This is a genomic window from Actinocorallia lasiicapitis, assembly GCF_054778695.1.
In genome coordinates this window covers 14,570-31,351 of sequence record NZ_BAAGZI010000026.1, presented here as the reverse complement: position 1 = coordinate 31,351, position 16,782 = coordinate 14,570, and the positions used below count along the sequence as shown (strand labels likewise).

Sequence of the window (16,782 nt, the reverse complement as noted above, 5' to 3'; positions counted from 1 at the left end):
CCAGAGCCGGCCGCGCGGCCCGCCGAGCAGCCAGCCGACGGTCTGCGCCGGATCCGGTTCCGGCTCGCCCGGGTGGTCGTGGCCGTGCGCGGCGGACACCAGCGCGTGCCACGCGTCCAGCGCGGAATCCGCCGGATCGATCACCTCGACGATGTCCATCTTCGGAGTTCTACCGGGACCCATGGCGTTCCGCAATGTCTCCGTGCCTTGTCCGCATGGACTCCCCGTCACTTTGGGCCCCCGAACAGTAATGTTCGCGACATTTCAGGACCGCTTGCCTGCGCCTCTCCCTGCACCGGTGAAAAGCATGACCGATCAGGGGTGGATGCGCCCGCCGATTACCCGTTCCGATCGGACGGTTCGATCGGCACCGCCCTGGGGAAGAACCCGCTCCATGATCATGATCAAGGCGCTGACCTGCACGTTCAGCCTGATAGCCGGGCTAACCGGGGCAGTTTCCAGCGAGGCGCCCCGACTGTTCGACGACACCGCGGCCGACCCCGCCACCCTGAGCGCCAAAGAACCGTGGGAACTGCGGCACCGGCTCGCCGCCGCCGATCCCGAAGTGCTGCGGCCGTGGTGCGGCACCGCCCCGGTGAGCCCGGCGACGATCACCCTGGACCTCTTCCCCGACACCGCGTTCACCGCGACGGCGTCCCTGGTGAACATCGGCCCGCAGGGCACGCTGCGCTGGCGGGGCGCACTCCAGGACCTGCCGGACAGCGCCGTGACGCTCTCCGCGGTCGGCCTCTGCGACGCCGACACCCGCTTCGCGCTCGCGGGCTCCGTACGGGTCAACGGCGAGGACTTCGCGATCGAGCCGCGCTCCAACGGCCGGGTCATGATCAGCGAGATCGACACCACCGCGGCCGGGCTGCTCCAGCGGCCGGGCGCCGACAGCCTCCGCAAGGCCCCGACGGCCGCCGCCCGGGTGAACGCGGCCGCCGCCGCCCAGCGGCGGGCCACCGGAACGAACAGCGTCATCGACGCCCTGGTCCTGGTCACGCCGGGCGCGGAGGCCCAGGCGGGCGGCCGGGACGAGATCGAGGCCTGGGTGCAGGACGCGGCGTCGCGCGCCAACGACAACCTCGCCGACAGCGGCGTCAAGACCGCCTTCCGGGTCGTCGGCGTCGAGCACGTCGCCTACACCGGCAAGGAGACCGTGCAGCCCGGCTACAACGCCCTGTCGAACCAGCACGACGGCAGCCTCGACGACGCGGCGACCCTGCGCGAACGGTACGGCGCCGACGTCGTGACCCTCGTGGTCGGCGGCTACGACCCGGCCGACGGGATCGCCGGGCTGGCCGTCACCCCGGAGAACCCGCAGGCCGCGAGCACCAGCGGCGACATCTGGTCGGTGGTGGCCGCCAACCAGCTCTGGGCCTATGTGCTGCCGCACGAGTGGGGCCACCTGCTCGGCCTCGAACACGACTGGTCGACCTCGCCGACCCCGAACCCGTACTACCCCGACAACCACGGCTATCTGCCGGGCAACGACCGGTTCGTCACGATCATGGGCTATCCGTCGGCGTGCTCACCCCGGCCCTGCCCCTACACACCGTACTTCTCCAACCCGGATCTGAGCACGGACGGCCAGCCGCTCGGCGTCAGGATCGGCACGAGCTCCCAGCCGTCCAACGCCGCACGGGTCATGAACCTGACCGCACCGCAGGTCGCCGCCTACCGGACACCCCGCGACCCGCTGCCGGACCTCGCCCTGACCGTGACGGCCACCGCGGGCGGCACCGCGCAGAGCTCCGCGCCCGGCCCGTTCGCCTACGGCGACGTCGTCTCGGCGACGGCCGCGCCCGCCCCCGGCTACGTGTTCGACTCCTGGCAGCTCAACGGCGCGTCCGCCGGTTCGGCCAACCCGCTCAACGTCTCGGTGCGCGCCAACAGCACGCTGGTCGCGAAGTTCATCGTGGGCACCGGCCAGCCCCAGCGGCTCACCTCGGCCACGGCTCCCAGCGGGGTCGGCAAGATCGTGCTGACTCCGCCCGGCGGGGTCTACACCCAGGGCACCCAGGTGAAGGTCACCGCGCGTGACACCACCGGCCACCGGTTCGCCGGCTGGCTCCTGGACGGCAGCGAGGCGGGCGACGACCCGGTGCTGACCGTCCAGATGTCGCGCCCGCACTCGCTGGTCGCCCGGTACGTCGGCGACCAGCCGATGCTGGACGTCTTCGCCCGTCCGCCGGCGGGCGGCCAGGTCCAGCTCTCCGAGCCGTCCCCTTCGGGCGACGTGATCGCCAAGGCGACCGTGACGGCGGGCTACCGGTTCAAGCGGTGGCTGCTGGACGGGATGCAGGTGGGCACCCAGCCCGTCCTGGCCATGACGGTCGTGGGCCAGGACAGCCTGGTGGCCGAGTTCACCCCGCCGACGGTGCCGCCGAAGCCGAAGCCCCCGGTGAAGAAGCCGGTGAAGAAGCCTGCGAAGGCGAAACCGAAGGTGAAGAAGACCCAGAAGAAGGCGAAGGCGAAGAAGAAGGTGAAGAAGAAGAAGAAGGCGAGCTGCCGCTGCCACTAGGAGCGGGGGCGCCGGTCTGGATCTCGCGGTCGAGCGCCCCTCCCTTCACCCACTCCTTCCAGGGCATCTGGTAGTAGCTCCAGCCGTTGTTCCACTCGAGCTTCCGCTTGGTGCCCGTCACGGTGAGCACGTCACCGCGCTGGAAGATGCCGTAGTACCAGCGGGCGAACGTGTCCTCGGCGTTCACACAGCCGTGGCTGAGGTTGAGGTCGCCCATCGCCCATTCGCGGCTGGCCATCGAGTGCACGTACTCGCCCGAGTTGGAGATCCTGACCGCGTACGGGATCTTCAGCTCGTAGCCGCCGTTCTTGGTGTCCTTGGGGTCGACGCCCATCCACTCCGACGTCATCGTCTCGACGAGGTAGCGCTGCATGGTCAGGTGCACGCCGGAGGTCGTCAGATAGGTGTCGACCCCGTTGACGACCCTGCCGCCCTTGCCCGCGCTGATCGGCCGGTGCTTGGCCCGCTTACCGTTGATCTTGACGGTGATGTACTTCTTCTTGGCGTCGACGACCGAGATGTGCTCGTCGCCGATCTCGAACTTGTGGACGCGGTCGGCGGTGCCGTACACGCCCTTGGCGGCCTTCGCGCCGCTGAGGTGGGCGATCAGCCGGACGTTCTGGCGCGGCTTCCAGTACTTGCCGTTCTTGGTCCGGAAGATCACCTGGTTGGCGGCGGTCCAGTACCAGGCGCCGACGGCCGGCTTGTCGCTGCGCACCTCGAGGGCCCGTTCGACGGACTTCCTGTCGGTGATCTCGCGGTCGAAGGTGACCGTGATCGGCATTCCCACGCCGACCTTCTCGCCCGGCGAGGGGATGACGTCGGAGATCCCGAAGGTCTGCTCGGCCTTCAGGGTCCTGAAGGTGCTGGCGGCGGTGGCCGTCTTGTTCTCGGTGTTGGCCGCCGTCGCCTCGACCCGGTAGGTCGCGCCGGGCTTGAGGGTCCAGGCCGACTTCCAGGTCGCCTTGTCGGCCGACAGCTCGCCGGGGACCTTCTTGCCGCCCTGGGTCACCGCGACGGTCTGGAGCGCACCACCCGAGGCCGTCACGGTGATCTTGCTTTCGGGCTTGACCTTGCCCGTGCCGTCGGCCGGGGTGATGGTCAGCAGCGGGGCGGCGGCCTCGGCCTTGGCCTGTTCCTTGCCGGCGGGGGGCTCGCTGTTCCCGGCGGAGCAGGCAGCGGTCAGCAGCAGCGCCGCGCCGGTCAGCGCGGCGGTCTTGCGGTGGGTCATTCGGCTGGGCTCTCAGCGGGAGTGGTGGGCGGGAGCGTCGTGGGCGAGACAGGGGTGCCGGTCGGTGCGGCCGGTCCTGAGGAGCCCGTCGCGCCGGGGGAGGCGGTGGCGTCCGAGGAGGGGGTGGCGCCGGGCTGCTGGGCGGGTTTCGGCGTGGTCGAGACGGGCTTGTCGAAGGCGCTGCCGAGGACCCAGTCCTTCCACGGCTTCTGCCACCAGCCGTAGCCGTTGTCGAACTCGAGTTCGCGGTCCGTCCCGGTGACGATCACGACGTCGCCCCACTTGGACTGGTTGTAGTACCACTGCGCGAACAAGGGCGGCGAGTTGACGCAGCCGTGCGAGACGTTGGCGCGGCCCTGCGAGCCGACCGACCAGGGCGCGGAATGGACGTACTCGCCGCTGTAGGAGATCCGGACCGCGTAGGGGACGATCTCCTTGTAGTAGCCGGGCTGGCCCTCCTCGATCCCGGGCGAGATCATGGTCTCGGGGTTCTTCTTGTCCATCGTCAGATGGATGCCGCTGGTCGTCGTGTACTTGCGTTCGGTGGCCTTGCCCGCCGAGATGCCCACGTTCTGCTTGGTCTTGCCGTCGATCTTGACGACCATCCGGTGGGTGCGGGTGTTCACGGTCGAGATGTTGGAGGAGCCGACCTTGAACTTCAGGGTGAAGTCGCTGGTGCCGTAGACGCCCTTGGCGGACTTGACGCCCGCCAGATGCCCGGTGACCTTGATGGTCTGGTACGGCTTCCAGTACTTCTTGGTCCGGAAGATCAGCTGCTTGTCGGTGTACCAGTACCAGGCGCCCTCGTTGGCGTACTTCGACTCCACGACCAGGGACTTCTCGACGGCCTTCTTGTCGACGACCGGCTGGGTGAAGTTGAGGACGACCGGCATCCCGACGCCGACGGTGTCGCCGCTGGCCGGGATGTTGTACTCCAGGCCCAGGGTGCCGGCGGGCTTGAGGGTCTTGAAGCTGCTGGTGGCCGTGGTGCTCTTGCCCGAGCCCTCGGCCGTCGCCTCGACCGTGTAGGAGGCGCTGGGCTGGAGGGTCCAGTCGGACTTCCAGCTCGTGCCGTCCGCGGACAGGGTGCCGGGGACGGTCTGGCCCTTGACCTTGACCACGACGGTCTTGAGCGCGCCGCCGCTGGAGACGACCTTGACGCCCTGCTCGGGCTTGGCCTTGCCGGTGCCGTCGGCCGGGGTGATGGTCACCACCGGGGCGGGGGACTCCTTCGCGCCGCCGCCGGGGCCGTCAGAGCCCCCGCCGCCCGAACTGCAGGCGGCGGCCAGCGCCGCCACGCTGACCAATCCCACCAGACCCCGTGTTTGCCGACGCACCGCGAAACCTCCACAACCCCGAACACGCCCGACCCCAACGACCAAAGGCGAGTACGAGAGACATTAACGGGTGAGACGAGCACTGAGACCGCAGGGTTCGGAATTCACAGGACATTGATAAGTACCCGTCACCTGAGCCACAGAAACAGCAAAGCTAGTTCGCCCACTGGCTGAACGGGATCTGCCAGAACCCCCAGCCGTTTCCCGGTTCGAGCTCGCGGTCGGTGCCGGTGACCTTGAGGACGTCACCGCGCTGTGCCTGGTCGTAGTACCACTTGGCGTGGGCGGGGCTCGCGTTCACACAGCCGTGCGACACATTGGCGCTGCCCTGGGAACCGACCGACCAGGGCGCGGAGTGGACGTACTCGCCGCTGGCGGAGAACCGCACCGCGTGATTGGCGATGATCTTGTAATAGCCGGGGTCGCCCGGCTTCTTGCCCGGCGAGATCATCGTCTCGGGGTTGTAGCGGCCCATCACCAGATGGACCCCGTTGGTGGTGGTGTACTCGCGGGTGGTGCCGTTGCCCGCGCTGATCGGGATCGTCCGGACGAGCCTGCCGTCGTGGGTGACCGTCATGGTCTTGCGCGGGACGTTCACGGTCGCGATCCGGGCGGCGCCGATCTGGAACGCCTGGACCTGGTCGGCGACCCCGTAGACCCCGGCGCCCGCCTTGACGCCGGTCAGCCGGGCGTCCAGGGTCACCTTCTGGTGGGCGGGCCAGTAGGTCCTGGTCCGGTAGACGACCTGGGTCGGCGACAGCCAGCGCCAGTCCCCCGCGACCGGCTTCTCCGCGGTGACCTTCAGGGCCTTCTCGACGGCGTCGCGGTCGGTGACGGCCTGGTTCAGGGTGACGATGATCGGCATTCCGACGCCGACCGTCTCGCCCTTGACCCCCGGGGTGATGTCGGCGATCTTCAGCGGCTTGGCCGGGGTCAGCGTGGTGAAGGTGCTGGTGGTGGAGGTCTTCGCGCCGCCGCTGTTCTCGGCCGTCGCGGTGAGCGTGTACCGGGTGCCGGGCGCCAGGTTCCGCGCGGCGACCCAGGTCGTGCGGCCGGCGTCGAAGGAGCCCTTGATGGTCTTGCCCGCGCCGGTCAGGACCACCTCGGCGAGGTTTCCGTCGGTGACGGCGACCCGGACGGGCCGGTCAGGACGTGCTTTGGCGCTGCCGTCGGCGGGCGTCACGGTGACGGTGGCGGGCTTGGGCGCGGAGGTCAGCGAACCGAGGCCGTCCCCACCGCCGCAGGCCGCCGTGAGCAGCAGTCCCCCGGACGCCGCACCGACTCCGACGATGGTCACGATCCTCATTCAAACCCCCGGATATTCCACGATACGTAACGTTCACCGTATTCATGGGATGAAAGGGGTCAAACCAGGACAAGCTCTCGGCGCTCGGCGTTGACGTCCTGAAGGCACCGCTGGAACCCGCAGATCGAGACCGCGAAGGCGGCCACCCAGAGCACCGCCACCACCGAGGTGCGCAGCCAGAGGAAGGTCTCCAGCGACTCGTGCCAGAGCAGCCAGAGACTGAAGGTGGCGTTGACGAAGAAGACCAGCGCCCAGAGCAGCGAGATCCGCTGGAAGAAGCGACGCACCCGGCAGTGGGCCAGCAGCGCGGCGGGCAGCGGCATCAGATCCGTCGCGATCTTCTGGGCCATCGGGCGGCCGAGCGGGACGGACGCGAGGAAGGTGCCGCTGACCAGCAGGGTGCCCAGGGTCGGCTGGAGGAAGAAGAGCTTGGCGTTGCCGGAGCCGAACGCCAGGGCGGCGCGGGCGGCCACGCCGAGACCGGCCAGCATCAGCGCGCCCGGCACCGGGTGGCCGCGCAGCAGCCGGAACCCGATGGCGCCGAACACCCAGATCACGGCCACGATGATCGCGCCGGTCTGGCCGAGCGCGAACAGCGCCAGATAGAAGACGACCACGGGCGCGACGACGCCCTCGATCAGCCGGGGCAGCGCGTGCCGCAGCAGCGCCCCGAACTGAGGAAGTTCGAAGGCATGACGGCCGCCGTGCAGCTCCATATGGAAGATCCCCGAATTCCCAGGCGACGCGAAGCCTCCACGGTACGCGAAGATCGCCCGAAAAGCCCCCGATCGCGACGATGAGGCCGCCGGGCGAAACCCGGCGGCCCCGCCCTTCCGCCGACCGCGGGCAGGCTGTTATGGACGGCTCAGTAGTTGTCGCCACTACTGCGCGGCCAGAGCGACGCGACGATGAAGACGGCCAGCGCCGCGAGCCCGATCTGGAACAGGGTCTCCCAGAAGTTGAAGCCGTTGGTGTTCAGCCCGAACATCCTGGCCAGCCCCGTGCCGGCGAACGCGGCGATGATGCCGACCAGGGCGGTCAACCACATCGGCATGTTCTGCTTGCCCGGTACGAGCAGCCGGCCGAGCGCGCCGATGACGGCGCCGAAGATGATGGCGCTAAAAATGCCGGTAATGGTCATGTGCGCCCCCTTCCGGTCGTGGTGCCGACCCCGCGAACCGCGAAGTCGCCTCGCAGGGTTCGCTACCCGCACAGACCGGTTCGACCCTTGACCTGGGGAAATGTTGACCCCTACCGGGTCAATTCCGGCATATCCGGTACGCCTAGGTCGTGAACTCGGGCGTCGGCGGGGTGCGCCAGGACCGGCGCAGCGCGATCATCCGCAGCGCGAACGCCAGCAGCGCCGCCCCGAACGTGACCGGCCCGTTGTGGACGCCGAGCTGCCAGGCGATCGCGATACAGGACGCGCCGAGCAGGGCGGGCACCGCGTAGAGCTGCCGGTCCGACAGGACCGACGGGGTCTGGTTGCTGAGGACGTCGCGGATGATGCCGCCGCCCACGGCCGTCACCAGGCCCAGCGTCGCGGCGTGGAGCGGCGAGAGCCCGTACTCCAGGGCCTTCTCGGTGCCGGTGACGCAGAACAGGCCGAGCCCGGCGGCGTCCAGGACCGTGATCGAGCCCTGGAGCTTGCCGATCGTCGGATGCCAGAAGTAGACGATCACGGTCGCGCCCAGCGGGATCAGCAGATAGCCGAGGTTGGTGGCCGCCGCTGGCGGCACCGCGCCGATCATCAGATCGCGGATGACCCCGCCGCCCAGCGCGGTCATCTCGGCCAGCGCCGCCATCCCGACGATGTCGAGCTGCTTGCGGAGCGCGGCCAGCGCGCCGGTGACCGCGAAGACGGCGATGCCCAGGTAGTCGAAGAACTGGGCCAGCCAGCCGAACTCGATCATGGCGGCCATTCTGCCGGATGTCACGAGGTCGTAAGCGGTCCCGGCCACCGCGGCGGGCCGATCCGGGCGACGATGGAGACATGAGCCGTAAGGGATGGGCGGCGGTCGTCGCCGCGCTGGGCGCGGTGGCGCTCGTGATCGGGCTGGCGGCCTTCCAGCCGTGGAAGCTCTGGGTGGACGACCGGGCCGCCGACGCCGACCTCGCCGTCCCGACGGCCCCCGCCGCACCGGGCGAGACCGCGCAGACCCCGGCGTCGCAGGGGCCGGTGAAGGTGTTCGAAGGCGAGCGGTGGCACTCCTACTCCCACGGCGAGACCACCGGCAGGGTCGTGCTGTACCGGCAGCCGGACGGCGGGCACGTCCTGCGGCTGCAGGATCTGAGCACGTCCAACGGGCCGGACGTCAAGGTCGTCCTGTCGCCCAAGCCCGTCGGCGACCTGGCGGCCCTGGGCGGCGACTACCTCACCCTCGCCACCCTGAAAGGGAACAAGGGCAGCTCCAACTACCCGATCGCGGCCGACGTGGACCTGTCCCGGTACAGGTCGGCCGTGATCTGGTGCAAGCGGTTCGACGCCGTGTTCGCGGCCGTCGCCCTCGGCTGACGGCGGCCGCGGCGGCTCAGCCGTAGAGGGAGTCGATCGAGTCGAGGTACTTGCCGTGGATCACCCGGCGCTTGAGCTTGAGCGTCGGGGTGAGCTCCTCGCTCTCGGCCGTCCACTCCGCGGCCAGCACCCGCCACTTCTTGACCTGCTGGACGCGTGCGAGCCGGGTGTTGGCGTCGGCGACGACCTTGTCGATCTCCTCCAGGACCAGCGGGTGCTCGGCGAGCGCCGCCAGGTCGGCCGGCTCGATCCCGTGGGCCTGCGCCCAGACCGGGGCGACCTCACCGTCCAGGGTGATCAGCGCGACGACGTAGGGCCTGCGGTCGCCGTAGGCGAGCGCCTGGCCGACCAGCGGGTGCTCCTTGAGCAGGTTCTCGATCATCGAGGGGGCGATGTTCTCGCCGCCCGCGGTGATGATCAGTTCCTTCTTCCGGTCAACGACCTTGAGGAACCCGTCGGCGTCGAGCTCGCCGATGTCGCCGGTGTGCACCCAGCCGTCGGCGTCGAGCAGCTCGGCGGTCGCCTCGGGGCGGTTCAGGTAGCCGGTGGTGCAGGTCGCGCCGCGCACCAGGATCTCGCCGTCCTCGCCGAGGCGCAGCTCGCAGCCGGGGAACGGCCGTCCCACGGTGCCGAGCTTGAAGGAGCCGGACAGGTTCGCGGTGACCGCTCCGGTGGTCTCGGTCATCCCGTAGACGTCGAGGATCGCGACGCCGAGGCCGGAGAAGAAGCGGGCGACCTCGATGGGCAGCGGGGCGGCGGCGCTCATCGCGTGGGTCACCCGGTCGATGCCGAGCAGCCCCCGCATCACCGACAGGACCGCGGCGTCGACGGCGTCGAACCGCGCCTGGAGCTCCGGCGGGGTGGTGTTGCCGAACTCGCGGCTGGCCACGTACTCCCGGCCCACGGCCATCGCCCCGGCGACGGCGGCCTTCTTCGCCTCGTCGGTCTCCATCGACAGGAACGCCTGGATCCCCGCCATGATCTTCTCCCAGACCCGCGGGACGCCGAAGAACGCGTTCGGCCGCACCTCCCGCAGCACGGTCGTGAGCTGGGTGGGATCGGGACAGAAATGGATGTGCGCGGCCCGCTGGACCGGCAGGTAGTACGAGAGCACCCGGTCGGCGATGTGCGCGAACGGCAGGTAGGAGACCCCGATGTTGTGCTCGGGCAGCCCGGCCGTCCGGGACGAGCACTCCGCCTCGTACAGGGCCATCGCGTGGCTGATCAGCACGCCCTTGGGGTTGCCCGTCGTGCCCGAGGTGTACAGGACCGTCAGCGTGTCGGACGGCTGGACGGCCTGCCAGCGCCGGTCCACCTCGGCCGGGTCGGCGGCGTAGGCGGCGCGGCCGAGCTCGGCGAAGTCGTCCCAGGACAGGTAGAGGTCGCCTTCGGGACAGCCCTCGAGGACGATGACCTTCCGCAGGGCCGGCAGCCGGTCCAGCACGGGCTGCCAGCGGCCGAGCTGGTCGGCTCCGTCGAGGACGGCGACGACGGCCTGGGAGTTCTCCGCGATGTACTGCACCTGGTCGGGCGCGAGCGTCGCGTAGACCGTGCTCGGGACCCCGCCCGCGTGCACCACGCCGAGGTCGGCGAGCACGTGCGCCGTGCGGTTCGGCATCATCAGCGCGACCACCTCGCCTGGCCGCACCCCCAGCTCGACGAAGCCCGCCGCCAGCTCCAGCGCCTGCTGCCTGGTCTGCGCCCAGGTCAGGGTCGGGCCGCCGAGATCGGTGTAGGCGGGACGTTCGCCGTGCGCCGCCACGGTGTCGCGCAGGACGCTGCAGAGGGTCTGCCCGGCGATCGACGCCTCGAGCTCGGCCCTGGTCTCCTGAATGCCGGTGGTCATGGTGCGCGCCTCCACGGGGTGATGTCAGCGGGGTGAGGTGACGGGGATGGTCAGCGATCACTTATCGGGCCACATCGCACCATGTTCCGGCTGGTCGGGGCAAGGTCCGACCGCCTGAAACTAGACCTTTCTTTGTCCAGGCCGGACCCTTCCGAAAGGCGGCCCTGGGAAGGGCACTTCCATGAGCACGAGCAGCCTGCCGCCGTCCGGTTCCGGCAAGACCTTCTTCGGCCATCCCCGCGGGCTCGCCACACTGTTCATGACCGAGATGTGGGAGCGGTTCAGCTACTACGGGCTGCGCGCGATCCTGGCGCTGTTCCTGGCCGCGTCCGTCACCGACGGCGGGCTCGGGCTGAGCAGGAACACCGCGAACGCGCTGGTCAGCCTGTACATCGCGATGGTCTACATGGTGGCGCTGCCCGGCGGCTGGCTCGCCGACCGGGTGTTCGGCGCCCGCAAGGCCGTGCTCATCGGCGGCGTCGTCATCATGTGCGGCCACATCTCGATGGCGATCCCGGCCGGGCCGGCCTTCGTCTTCCTGGGCCTCGCCCTGATCGTCGCGGGCACCGGGCTGCTCAAGCCGAACATCTCCGCGATGGTCGGCCATCTCTACGACGGCGACGACGAGTCCCGCCGCGACGCCGCGTTCTCGATCTTCTACATGGGCATCAACATCGGCTCGCTGGCGCCGTTCATCGTCGGCTGGCTCGGCCAGAACGTGAACTGGCACCTGGGATTCGCGTGCGCGGCCGTCGGCATGGCGTTCGGGCTGCTGCAGTACATCGCCGGCGGCAAGAACCTGCGGGGCATCGGCTCCGCCCCGACCCATCCGCTGAGCCCGTCGGAGCGCGGGAAGGCGGTGAAATGGCTAGTCGTCGGGGTCGTCGCGCTGACGGCCCTCGCGCTGTTCGCCGCCCTCATCGGCCGGCTGACGCTCGACAACATCACCTACTTCCTGACCTTCCTGTCGATCGTCGTGCCGCTCGCCTACTTCCTGTACATCCTCCGGGGCGACCACGGCCTGAGCCGCGACGAGCGCGGCAAGATGCAGGCGTACGTCTGGCTGTTCCTGTCGGCGGCCGTCTTCTGGATGATCTACGACCAGGCGGCGACGACCCTGTCGACCTTCGCCCTGGAATCGACCAATCTCAGCATCTTCGGCTGGGACATGCCGTCGAGCTGGACCCAGAACTTCAACCCGATCTTCATCATCATCCTGGCGCCGCTGTTCGCCGGGTTCTGGACCGGCAAGGGACGCCGGATCAGCACCCCGCTGAAGTTCTCGATCGCGCTGGTGCTGGCGGGGCTGAGCTTCGTCGCGATGTTCTTCGCCGCGAACATCGCCTCGGACGGCACCAAGGTGTCGATCGGCTGGCTCGTCTTCGTCTACCTGATCCAGACGGTCGGCGAACTGTGCCTGAGCCCGGTCGGCCTGTCGGTCACCACCCGGCTGGCGCCCGCGGCGTTCGCGTCCCAGATGCTGGGGGTCTGGTTCCTCGCGACCTCGATGGGCGACGGCATCGCCGCCCAGGTGTCCCGGCTGTCGGACGGCGGCAGCAGCCCGGCCTACTACCTCTGGTCGGGGATCTTCGCGGTGGCGGTCGGGGCTCTGCTGTTCGTGTTCGTGCCCAGGCTGCGCACCCTCATGAACGAGCACCACGAGCGGGATTGACCCTCAAGATTGACACTAGGCCCGTTTTGTCAAGGACGCTCCACTCTCGATGCCCCATTTGTCACGAGACGCAGTGGTAACTTGCGGGGCCTCCTGGGCATAGTGCTCCCCATGTTCCCAGTCGACGAGCGCCACCCGCCCATCAAGCCACGGCGCGTGGCCTTCGATTGGGAGAGCACCCCGCTGCACTGGATCCCGGGCAACGCCACGGCGACCCACATGATCAACTCCTTCCATCTGGTGCTGCCCGAGGGCGAACGCTGGTTCATCCAGTGCGTCCAGGACGTCAAGCCCCTCATCAAGGACGAGAAGCTCCTCGAGGAGATCAAGGGCTTCATCGGCCAGGAGATGGTGCACGCGCGGGCCCACGGCAGCTTCCTGACCGAGCTGCTCGACCGGCACGGCGTCGACCACCGGAAGATCACCGAGGCCGCGAAGGCGGGCAACGACAACCGCCGCGCCGACCGGGCCAAGCTCAAGCCCCGCTCCTACCGGCGGATGCTCCGCTTCGAGCTGGCCGCGGTCTCGGCCATCGAGCACTACACCGCGGTGCTCGGCCAGTGGATCATGAGGAACGACAGCCTCGACCGGGTCGGCGTCGACCCCGTCATGCTGGACCTGCTGCGCTGGCACGGCGCCGAGGAGGTCGAGCACCGCTCGGTCGTCTTCGACGTCTTCCAGAAGGTCGGCGGCCGGTACCCCACCCGGGTCCTCGGCTGGGTCGTGTCGCTGTTCTTCCTGTACTGGGCCCTCATCGGCGGCGCGATCTTCCTGGTGAACGCCGACCCGACCCTCGTGAAGAAGCCGTCCAAGCTGCAGATGTACCGCGACTACCGGCGCGCGGCCAAGGCGGGCCTGGTGCCCGGCATCTTCAACCTGCTGGTCGTCGAGGGACTCGTCTACCTCAAGCCGGGCCACCACCCCTCCCGGGTGGGCTCGACCCCCGAGGCCCTGGAGTACCTGATGAAGTCCCCGGCCGCGCAGGCCGGCGGCTACACGCCGTACTAGCGCTCCCCCGCGACAGAGCCTCCCGCAGGCCCGGACCCTCCCCGGTCCGGGCCTTTTCCGTCGCGTCGTACGTCACAGCCGGCGGGGACTTGCCCGCTTCAGGCGCTCCGGATACATTGACAATGTGTCCAATAACGTGGCGCTCGCTCAGGTGCACAATGCCGCCGAGCTGGAGCGATTTCGCGCAATGCAGCAGCTCGCCTACCAGTGCGCCGAGGCCGTCGCCGGTGAGCTCACCCCCGGCGTGACCGAGCGGGAGGCCTGCCGGATGATGCGCCGGTGGCTGCTCGAACGCGGGGTGGACGACTGGCTGCACGTCCCGTTCGCCTGGTTCGGCGAGCGCACCGCCTTCCGCGGCTTCAAGGTGCCCACCCAGTTCCTGCCGACCGGCACCCGGCTCGAGGAGGGGATGCCCTACATCCTCGACATGGCGCCCGTCAGGGACGGCTACTCCTCCGACATCGGCTACGCCGGAGTGCTCGGCGAGAACCGGGTCTGGGACCAGCTCATCGCCGACCTCGCCGGCTACCGCACCCTGATCCTCGACCTGGTCAAGGAGCGCAGGACCTTCGCCGACATCTACCGCGAGGTCGACGCGGTCGCCGCCCGGCAGGGCTACGACAACCGGCACAGCAAGTACCCGGGACGCGTCATCGGCCACCAGGTCGGCGTGATCCGCGGGCTGCTACCGAAGGGGGTCGCGGCGCCGTTCGGCGTCCGGTTCCTCCAGACGATCGGCCGCGAACTGGTCAAGGAGCGGGCGCAGGGCCGCTCGCCGCTGTGGAACGGCGCCAAGCAGTCGAACCACCCGCCGACACCCGGCATTTGGGCCGTCGAACCGCACTTGGGCTTCCGCAGCGACGTCAAGGACGCCGCGGTCGGCGTGAAGTTCGAGGAACTGCTGGTCGTCACCGAGGACGACGCCTACTGGCTCGACGACGACCTGCCGCACGTCCGGCGGTGGAACGCATGAGGAAGATCGTCGGAGCGGGCGTCGAGCTCGCGGTCTACGAGCGCGGCCCCGCCGACGCCCCCGTCGTCCTGCTGATGCACGGCTACCCCGACGACCACACCGTCTGGGACGAGGTCGCCGGCCTGCTGGAGCGCGACTTCCGGGTCGTCACCTACGACGTGCGCGGCGCGGGCGCCTCCACCCGTCCCAAGGGCCGGGCGGCCTTCACCTTCGCGCTGCTCATGCAGGACATGGCGGCCGTCCTGGACGCGGTCGCCCCCGGCGAGCAGGTCCACCTCGTCGGCCACGACTGGGGTTCGATCCAGTCGTGGGAGGCCGTGACGACCATGCCGGAGCGGTTCGCGTCGTTCACGTCGATGAGCGGGCCCTGCCTCGACCACATGGGCCACTGGATGCGCGCCAACCTGACCTCCCTCGACCCGAACGACCATCTGCGCTCCCTCGGCCAGGTGGCCAGGTCCTGGTACATCACGGCGTTCCAGACCCCCGTGCTGCCCGAGCTGAGCTGGTCGGGCCGGTCGGGCCGGCGGATCTCCGCCCTCATCGGACGGCTGGAGCACTCCACCCCGAACCCCGAGGACGGCCGCGACGGCATCGGCCTGTACCGGGCCAACATGCTCCAGCGCCTGACCAGGCCGAACGAGCGCCGCACCGACGTCCCGACCCAGGTCCTGGTGCCCACCAAGGACCGTTATGTCTCGCCGCACACCGTCGGCGGGCTGCAGAAGTGGGTCCCGAACCTGCGGCTGCGGCCGATCGCCGCGGGCCACTGGATCCCGCGGACCCATCCGGCGCTGGTCGCCCGGTGCGTCCGGGAGCACATCGCGGACGTCCGCGGAGAGGACCTCGACGTGACCGAACGCAGGGAGTTGCGCAAGGCGCGGGTCGGTGCGGGACGGCGCGCCTTCGAAGGCGAGGTCGCGGTCGTCACCGGCGCGGGCAGCGGGATCGGGCGGGCGACGGCGCTCGCGTTCGCCGAGCACGGCGCGACCGTCATCGCCGCGGACCGCGATCTGGAGACCGCGCAGCGCACCGCCGAGCTGGCCGGTCTGGTCGCCGCCTCGGCGGACGGCCCCGTCGCGATCGCCTACGCGGTGGACGTCTCGGACGCCGCCGCGATGGAGGAGTTCGCCAAGGCCGTCCAGCACGACCACGGCGTTCCCGACGTGGTCGTCAACAACGCCGGGATCGGGATGGCCGGGCCGTTCCTGGAGCACAGCGCCGAGGACTGGCGGCGTGTCCTGGACGTCAACCTGTGGGGGGTGATCCACGGTTCGCTGCTGTTCGGCCGGCAGATGGCCGAGCGCGGCACCGGCGGGCACATCGTCAACACCTCGTCGGCGGCGGCGTTCACCCCGTCGCGGACCATGGCGGCTTACGCGACGAGCAAGGCGGCCGTGCTGATGCTCAGCGAGTGCATGCGCGCCGACCTGGCCCATCTCGGCATCGGGGTCTCGGCGATCTGCCCGGGGATCGTCAACACCAACATCACCCGGACGACGAACTTCGTCGGCAGGTCGGCGGCCGACGAGCTGAAGACCCAGCTCAAGACGGCCCGCGCCTACGGTCTGCGCAACTACGGCCCGGAGAAGGTCGCCGCGCAGATCCTGGACGCGGTGCGGCGGAACCGGGCGGTCCGCCCGGTCACCCCGGAGGCGCGGTTCAGCTACGCGCTCTCCCGTCTGTCGCCCGCCCTGATGCGGCTGGCCGCGAAGGTCGACCCGACGGACTAGCGGGTTCAGGCGGCGGCCGGGGCGGGAACGTCCTGCGCCGCCGCCGGGACCGGCTTCAGGGTGAGGCGCGGCATGAAGAGCTGGGTGAGCGGCCCGATCGCCAGCGCGTAGGCGACGGTGCCGATCCCGACGGTGCCGCCCAGCAGCCAGCCCGTGGCCAGGACGACGACCTCGATCCCGGTCCTGACCAGCCGGATCGACGCCCCGGTCCGGCGGGCGAAGCCCGTCATCAGCCCGTCGCGGGGGCCTGGGCCCAGGCCCGCGCCAATGTAGCAGCCGGTGGCGGCGCCGCCCACGACGATCGCCGCGATCAGATAGCCGGCCTTGGCCGCCCAGCCGGACGGGTCGGGCAGCAGCCACAGGAACAGGTCGGCGAAGAGCCCCAGGAACACCACGTTGCTGAGGGTGCCGATGCCGGGCCGCTGCCGCAGCGGGATCCAGAGCAGCATGACCAGCGCGCCGACGATCACGATCCAGGCCCCGATGGACAGCCCGAACCGGCGGGACAGACCCTGGTGGAACACGTCCCATGGATCGTTCCCGAGCCCGGACGCGACCTGGAGCGCGATGCCCAGACCATAGAGGGCCAATCCCGCGTAAAGCTGCACCAACCGGCGCGTCATCCTGTCCATGC

13 protein-coding genes and 1 pseudogene are annotated in these 16,782 nt (G+C 69.8%); 6 read left to right on the top strand and 8 right to left on the bottom strand.

Going from position 1 to position 16,782, the window contains the following annotated elements; translation table 11 throughout:
• Window positions 1-151: 151 nt before the first annotated feature.
• Window positions 152-2,143, top strand: a pseudogene (locus ACYVE7_RS05585) (InlB B-repeat-containing protein); the annotation flags it as partial.
• A 226-nt stretch (window positions 2,144-2,369) separates the two neighbouring features.
• Here the strand turns inward: ACYVE7_RS05585 and ACYVE7_RS05580 are convergent.
• The 6 genes from ACYVE7_RS05580 to ACYVE7_RS05555 all read right to left on the bottom strand — a co-directional run bounded on the left by ACYVE7_RS05580 (window position 2,370) and on the right by ACYVE7_RS05555 (window position 8,314).
• Complete coding sequence (locus ACYVE7_RS05580) at window positions 2,370-3,758, bottom strand: L,D-transpeptidase (RefSeq protein WP_460363449.1); 1,389 nt, start codon at window positions 3,756-3,758, stop codon at window positions 2,370-2,372.
• On the bottom strand, window positions 3,755-5,071 hold the full coding sequence (locus tag ACYVE7_RS05575) for a L,D-transpeptidase (RefSeq protein WP_460363448.1): 1,317 nt from the start codon (window positions 5,069-5,071) through the stop codon (window positions 3,755-3,757). Before ACYVE7_RS05575 ends, ACYVE7_RS05580 begins: the two co-directional genes overlap by 4 nt.
• A gap of 178 nt (window positions 5,072-5,249) precedes the next feature.
• Window positions 5,250-6,401, bottom strand: coding sequence for a L,D-transpeptidase (locus tag ACYVE7_RS05570; protein ID WP_460363447.1), 1,152 nt, complete (start codon window positions 6,399-6,401; stop codon window positions 5,250-5,252).
• Window positions 6,402-6,460: 59 nt separating this feature from the next.
• Window positions 6,461-7,117 (bottom strand): VC0807 family protein, encoded by a 657-nt coding sequence (locus tag ACYVE7_RS05565; RefSeq protein ID WP_460363446.1) that lies wholly within the window; start codon window positions 7,115-7,117, stop codon window positions 6,461-6,463.
• A 149-nt stretch (window positions 7,118-7,266) separates the two neighbouring features.
• Window positions 7,267-7,542: a GlsB/YeaQ/YmgE family stress response membrane protein gene (locus ACYVE7_RS05560; RefSeq protein ID WP_460363445.1), complete on the bottom strand. Its 276-nt coding sequence runs from the start codon at window positions 7,540-7,542 to the stop codon at window positions 7,267-7,269.
• 142 nt (window positions 7,543-7,684) lie between these two features.
• Entirely contained in the window at window positions 7,685-8,314 is a 630-nt protein-coding gene (locus ACYVE7_RS05555) for a trimeric intracellular cation channel family protein (RefSeq protein ID WP_460363444.1), read from the bottom strand.
• Window positions 8,315-8,394: 80 nt separating this feature from the next.
• On the opposite strand from ACYVE7_RS05555, the gene ACYVE7_RS05550 reads away from it, so the two are divergent.
• Complete coding sequence (locus ACYVE7_RS05550; protein ID WP_460363442.1) at window positions 8,395-8,916, top strand: DM13 domain-containing protein; 522 nt, start codon at window positions 8,395-8,397, stop codon at window positions 8,914-8,916.
• 16 nt (window positions 8,917-8,932) lie between these two features.
• On the opposite strand, the gene ACYVE7_RS05545 is transcribed toward ACYVE7_RS05550, so the two are convergent.
• Complete coding sequence (locus tag ACYVE7_RS05545) at window positions 8,933-10,762, bottom strand: AMP-dependent synthetase/ligase (protein WP_460363441.1); 1,830 nt, start codon at window positions 10,760-10,762, stop codon at window positions 8,933-8,935.
• A gap of 181 nt (window positions 10,763-10,943) precedes the next feature.
• Between ACYVE7_RS05545 and ACYVE7_RS05540 the strand changes: the two genes are divergently transcribed.
• The 4 genes from ACYVE7_RS05540 (at window position 10,944) to ACYVE7_RS05525 (ending at window position 16,148) form a co-directional block, all read left to right on the top strand.
• Window positions 10,944-12,434 carry a peptide MFS transporter gene (locus ACYVE7_RS05540; protein WP_460363440.1) on the top strand — a complete coding sequence of 497 codons (1,491 nt, stop codon included), beginning with the start codon at window positions 10,944-10,946 and terminating at the stop codon, window positions 12,432-12,434.
• Window positions 12,435-12,590: 156 nt separating this feature from the next.
• Window positions 12,591-13,442: a metal-dependent hydrolase gene (locus ACYVE7_RS05535; RefSeq protein WP_460363439.1), complete on the top strand. Its 852-nt coding sequence runs from the start codon at window positions 12,591-12,593 to the stop codon at window positions 13,440-13,442.
• Window positions 13,443-13,566: 124 nt separating this feature from the next.
• Window positions 13,567-14,415: a M24 family metallopeptidase gene (locus ACYVE7_RS05530; RefSeq protein WP_460363438.1), complete on the top strand. Its 849-nt coding sequence runs from the start codon at window positions 13,567-13,569 to the stop codon at window positions 14,413-14,415.
• On the top strand, window positions 14,412-16,148 hold the full coding sequence (locus ACYVE7_RS05525; RefSeq protein ID WP_460363437.1) for an SDR family oxidoreductase: 1,737 nt from the start codon (window positions 14,412-14,414) through the stop codon (window positions 16,146-16,148). Before ACYVE7_RS05530 ends, ACYVE7_RS05525 begins: the two co-directional genes overlap by 4 nt.
• Before the next feature lie 5 nt (window positions 16,149-16,153).
• On the opposite strand, the gene yczE is transcribed toward ACYVE7_RS05525, so the two are convergent.
• On the bottom strand, window positions 16,154-16,780 hold the full coding sequence (gene yczE / locus ACYVE7_RS05520; RefSeq protein WP_460363436.1) for a membrane protein YczE: 627 nt from the start codon (window positions 16,778-16,780) through the stop codon (window positions 16,154-16,156).
• Window positions 16,781-16,782 lie beyond the last annotated feature (2 nt).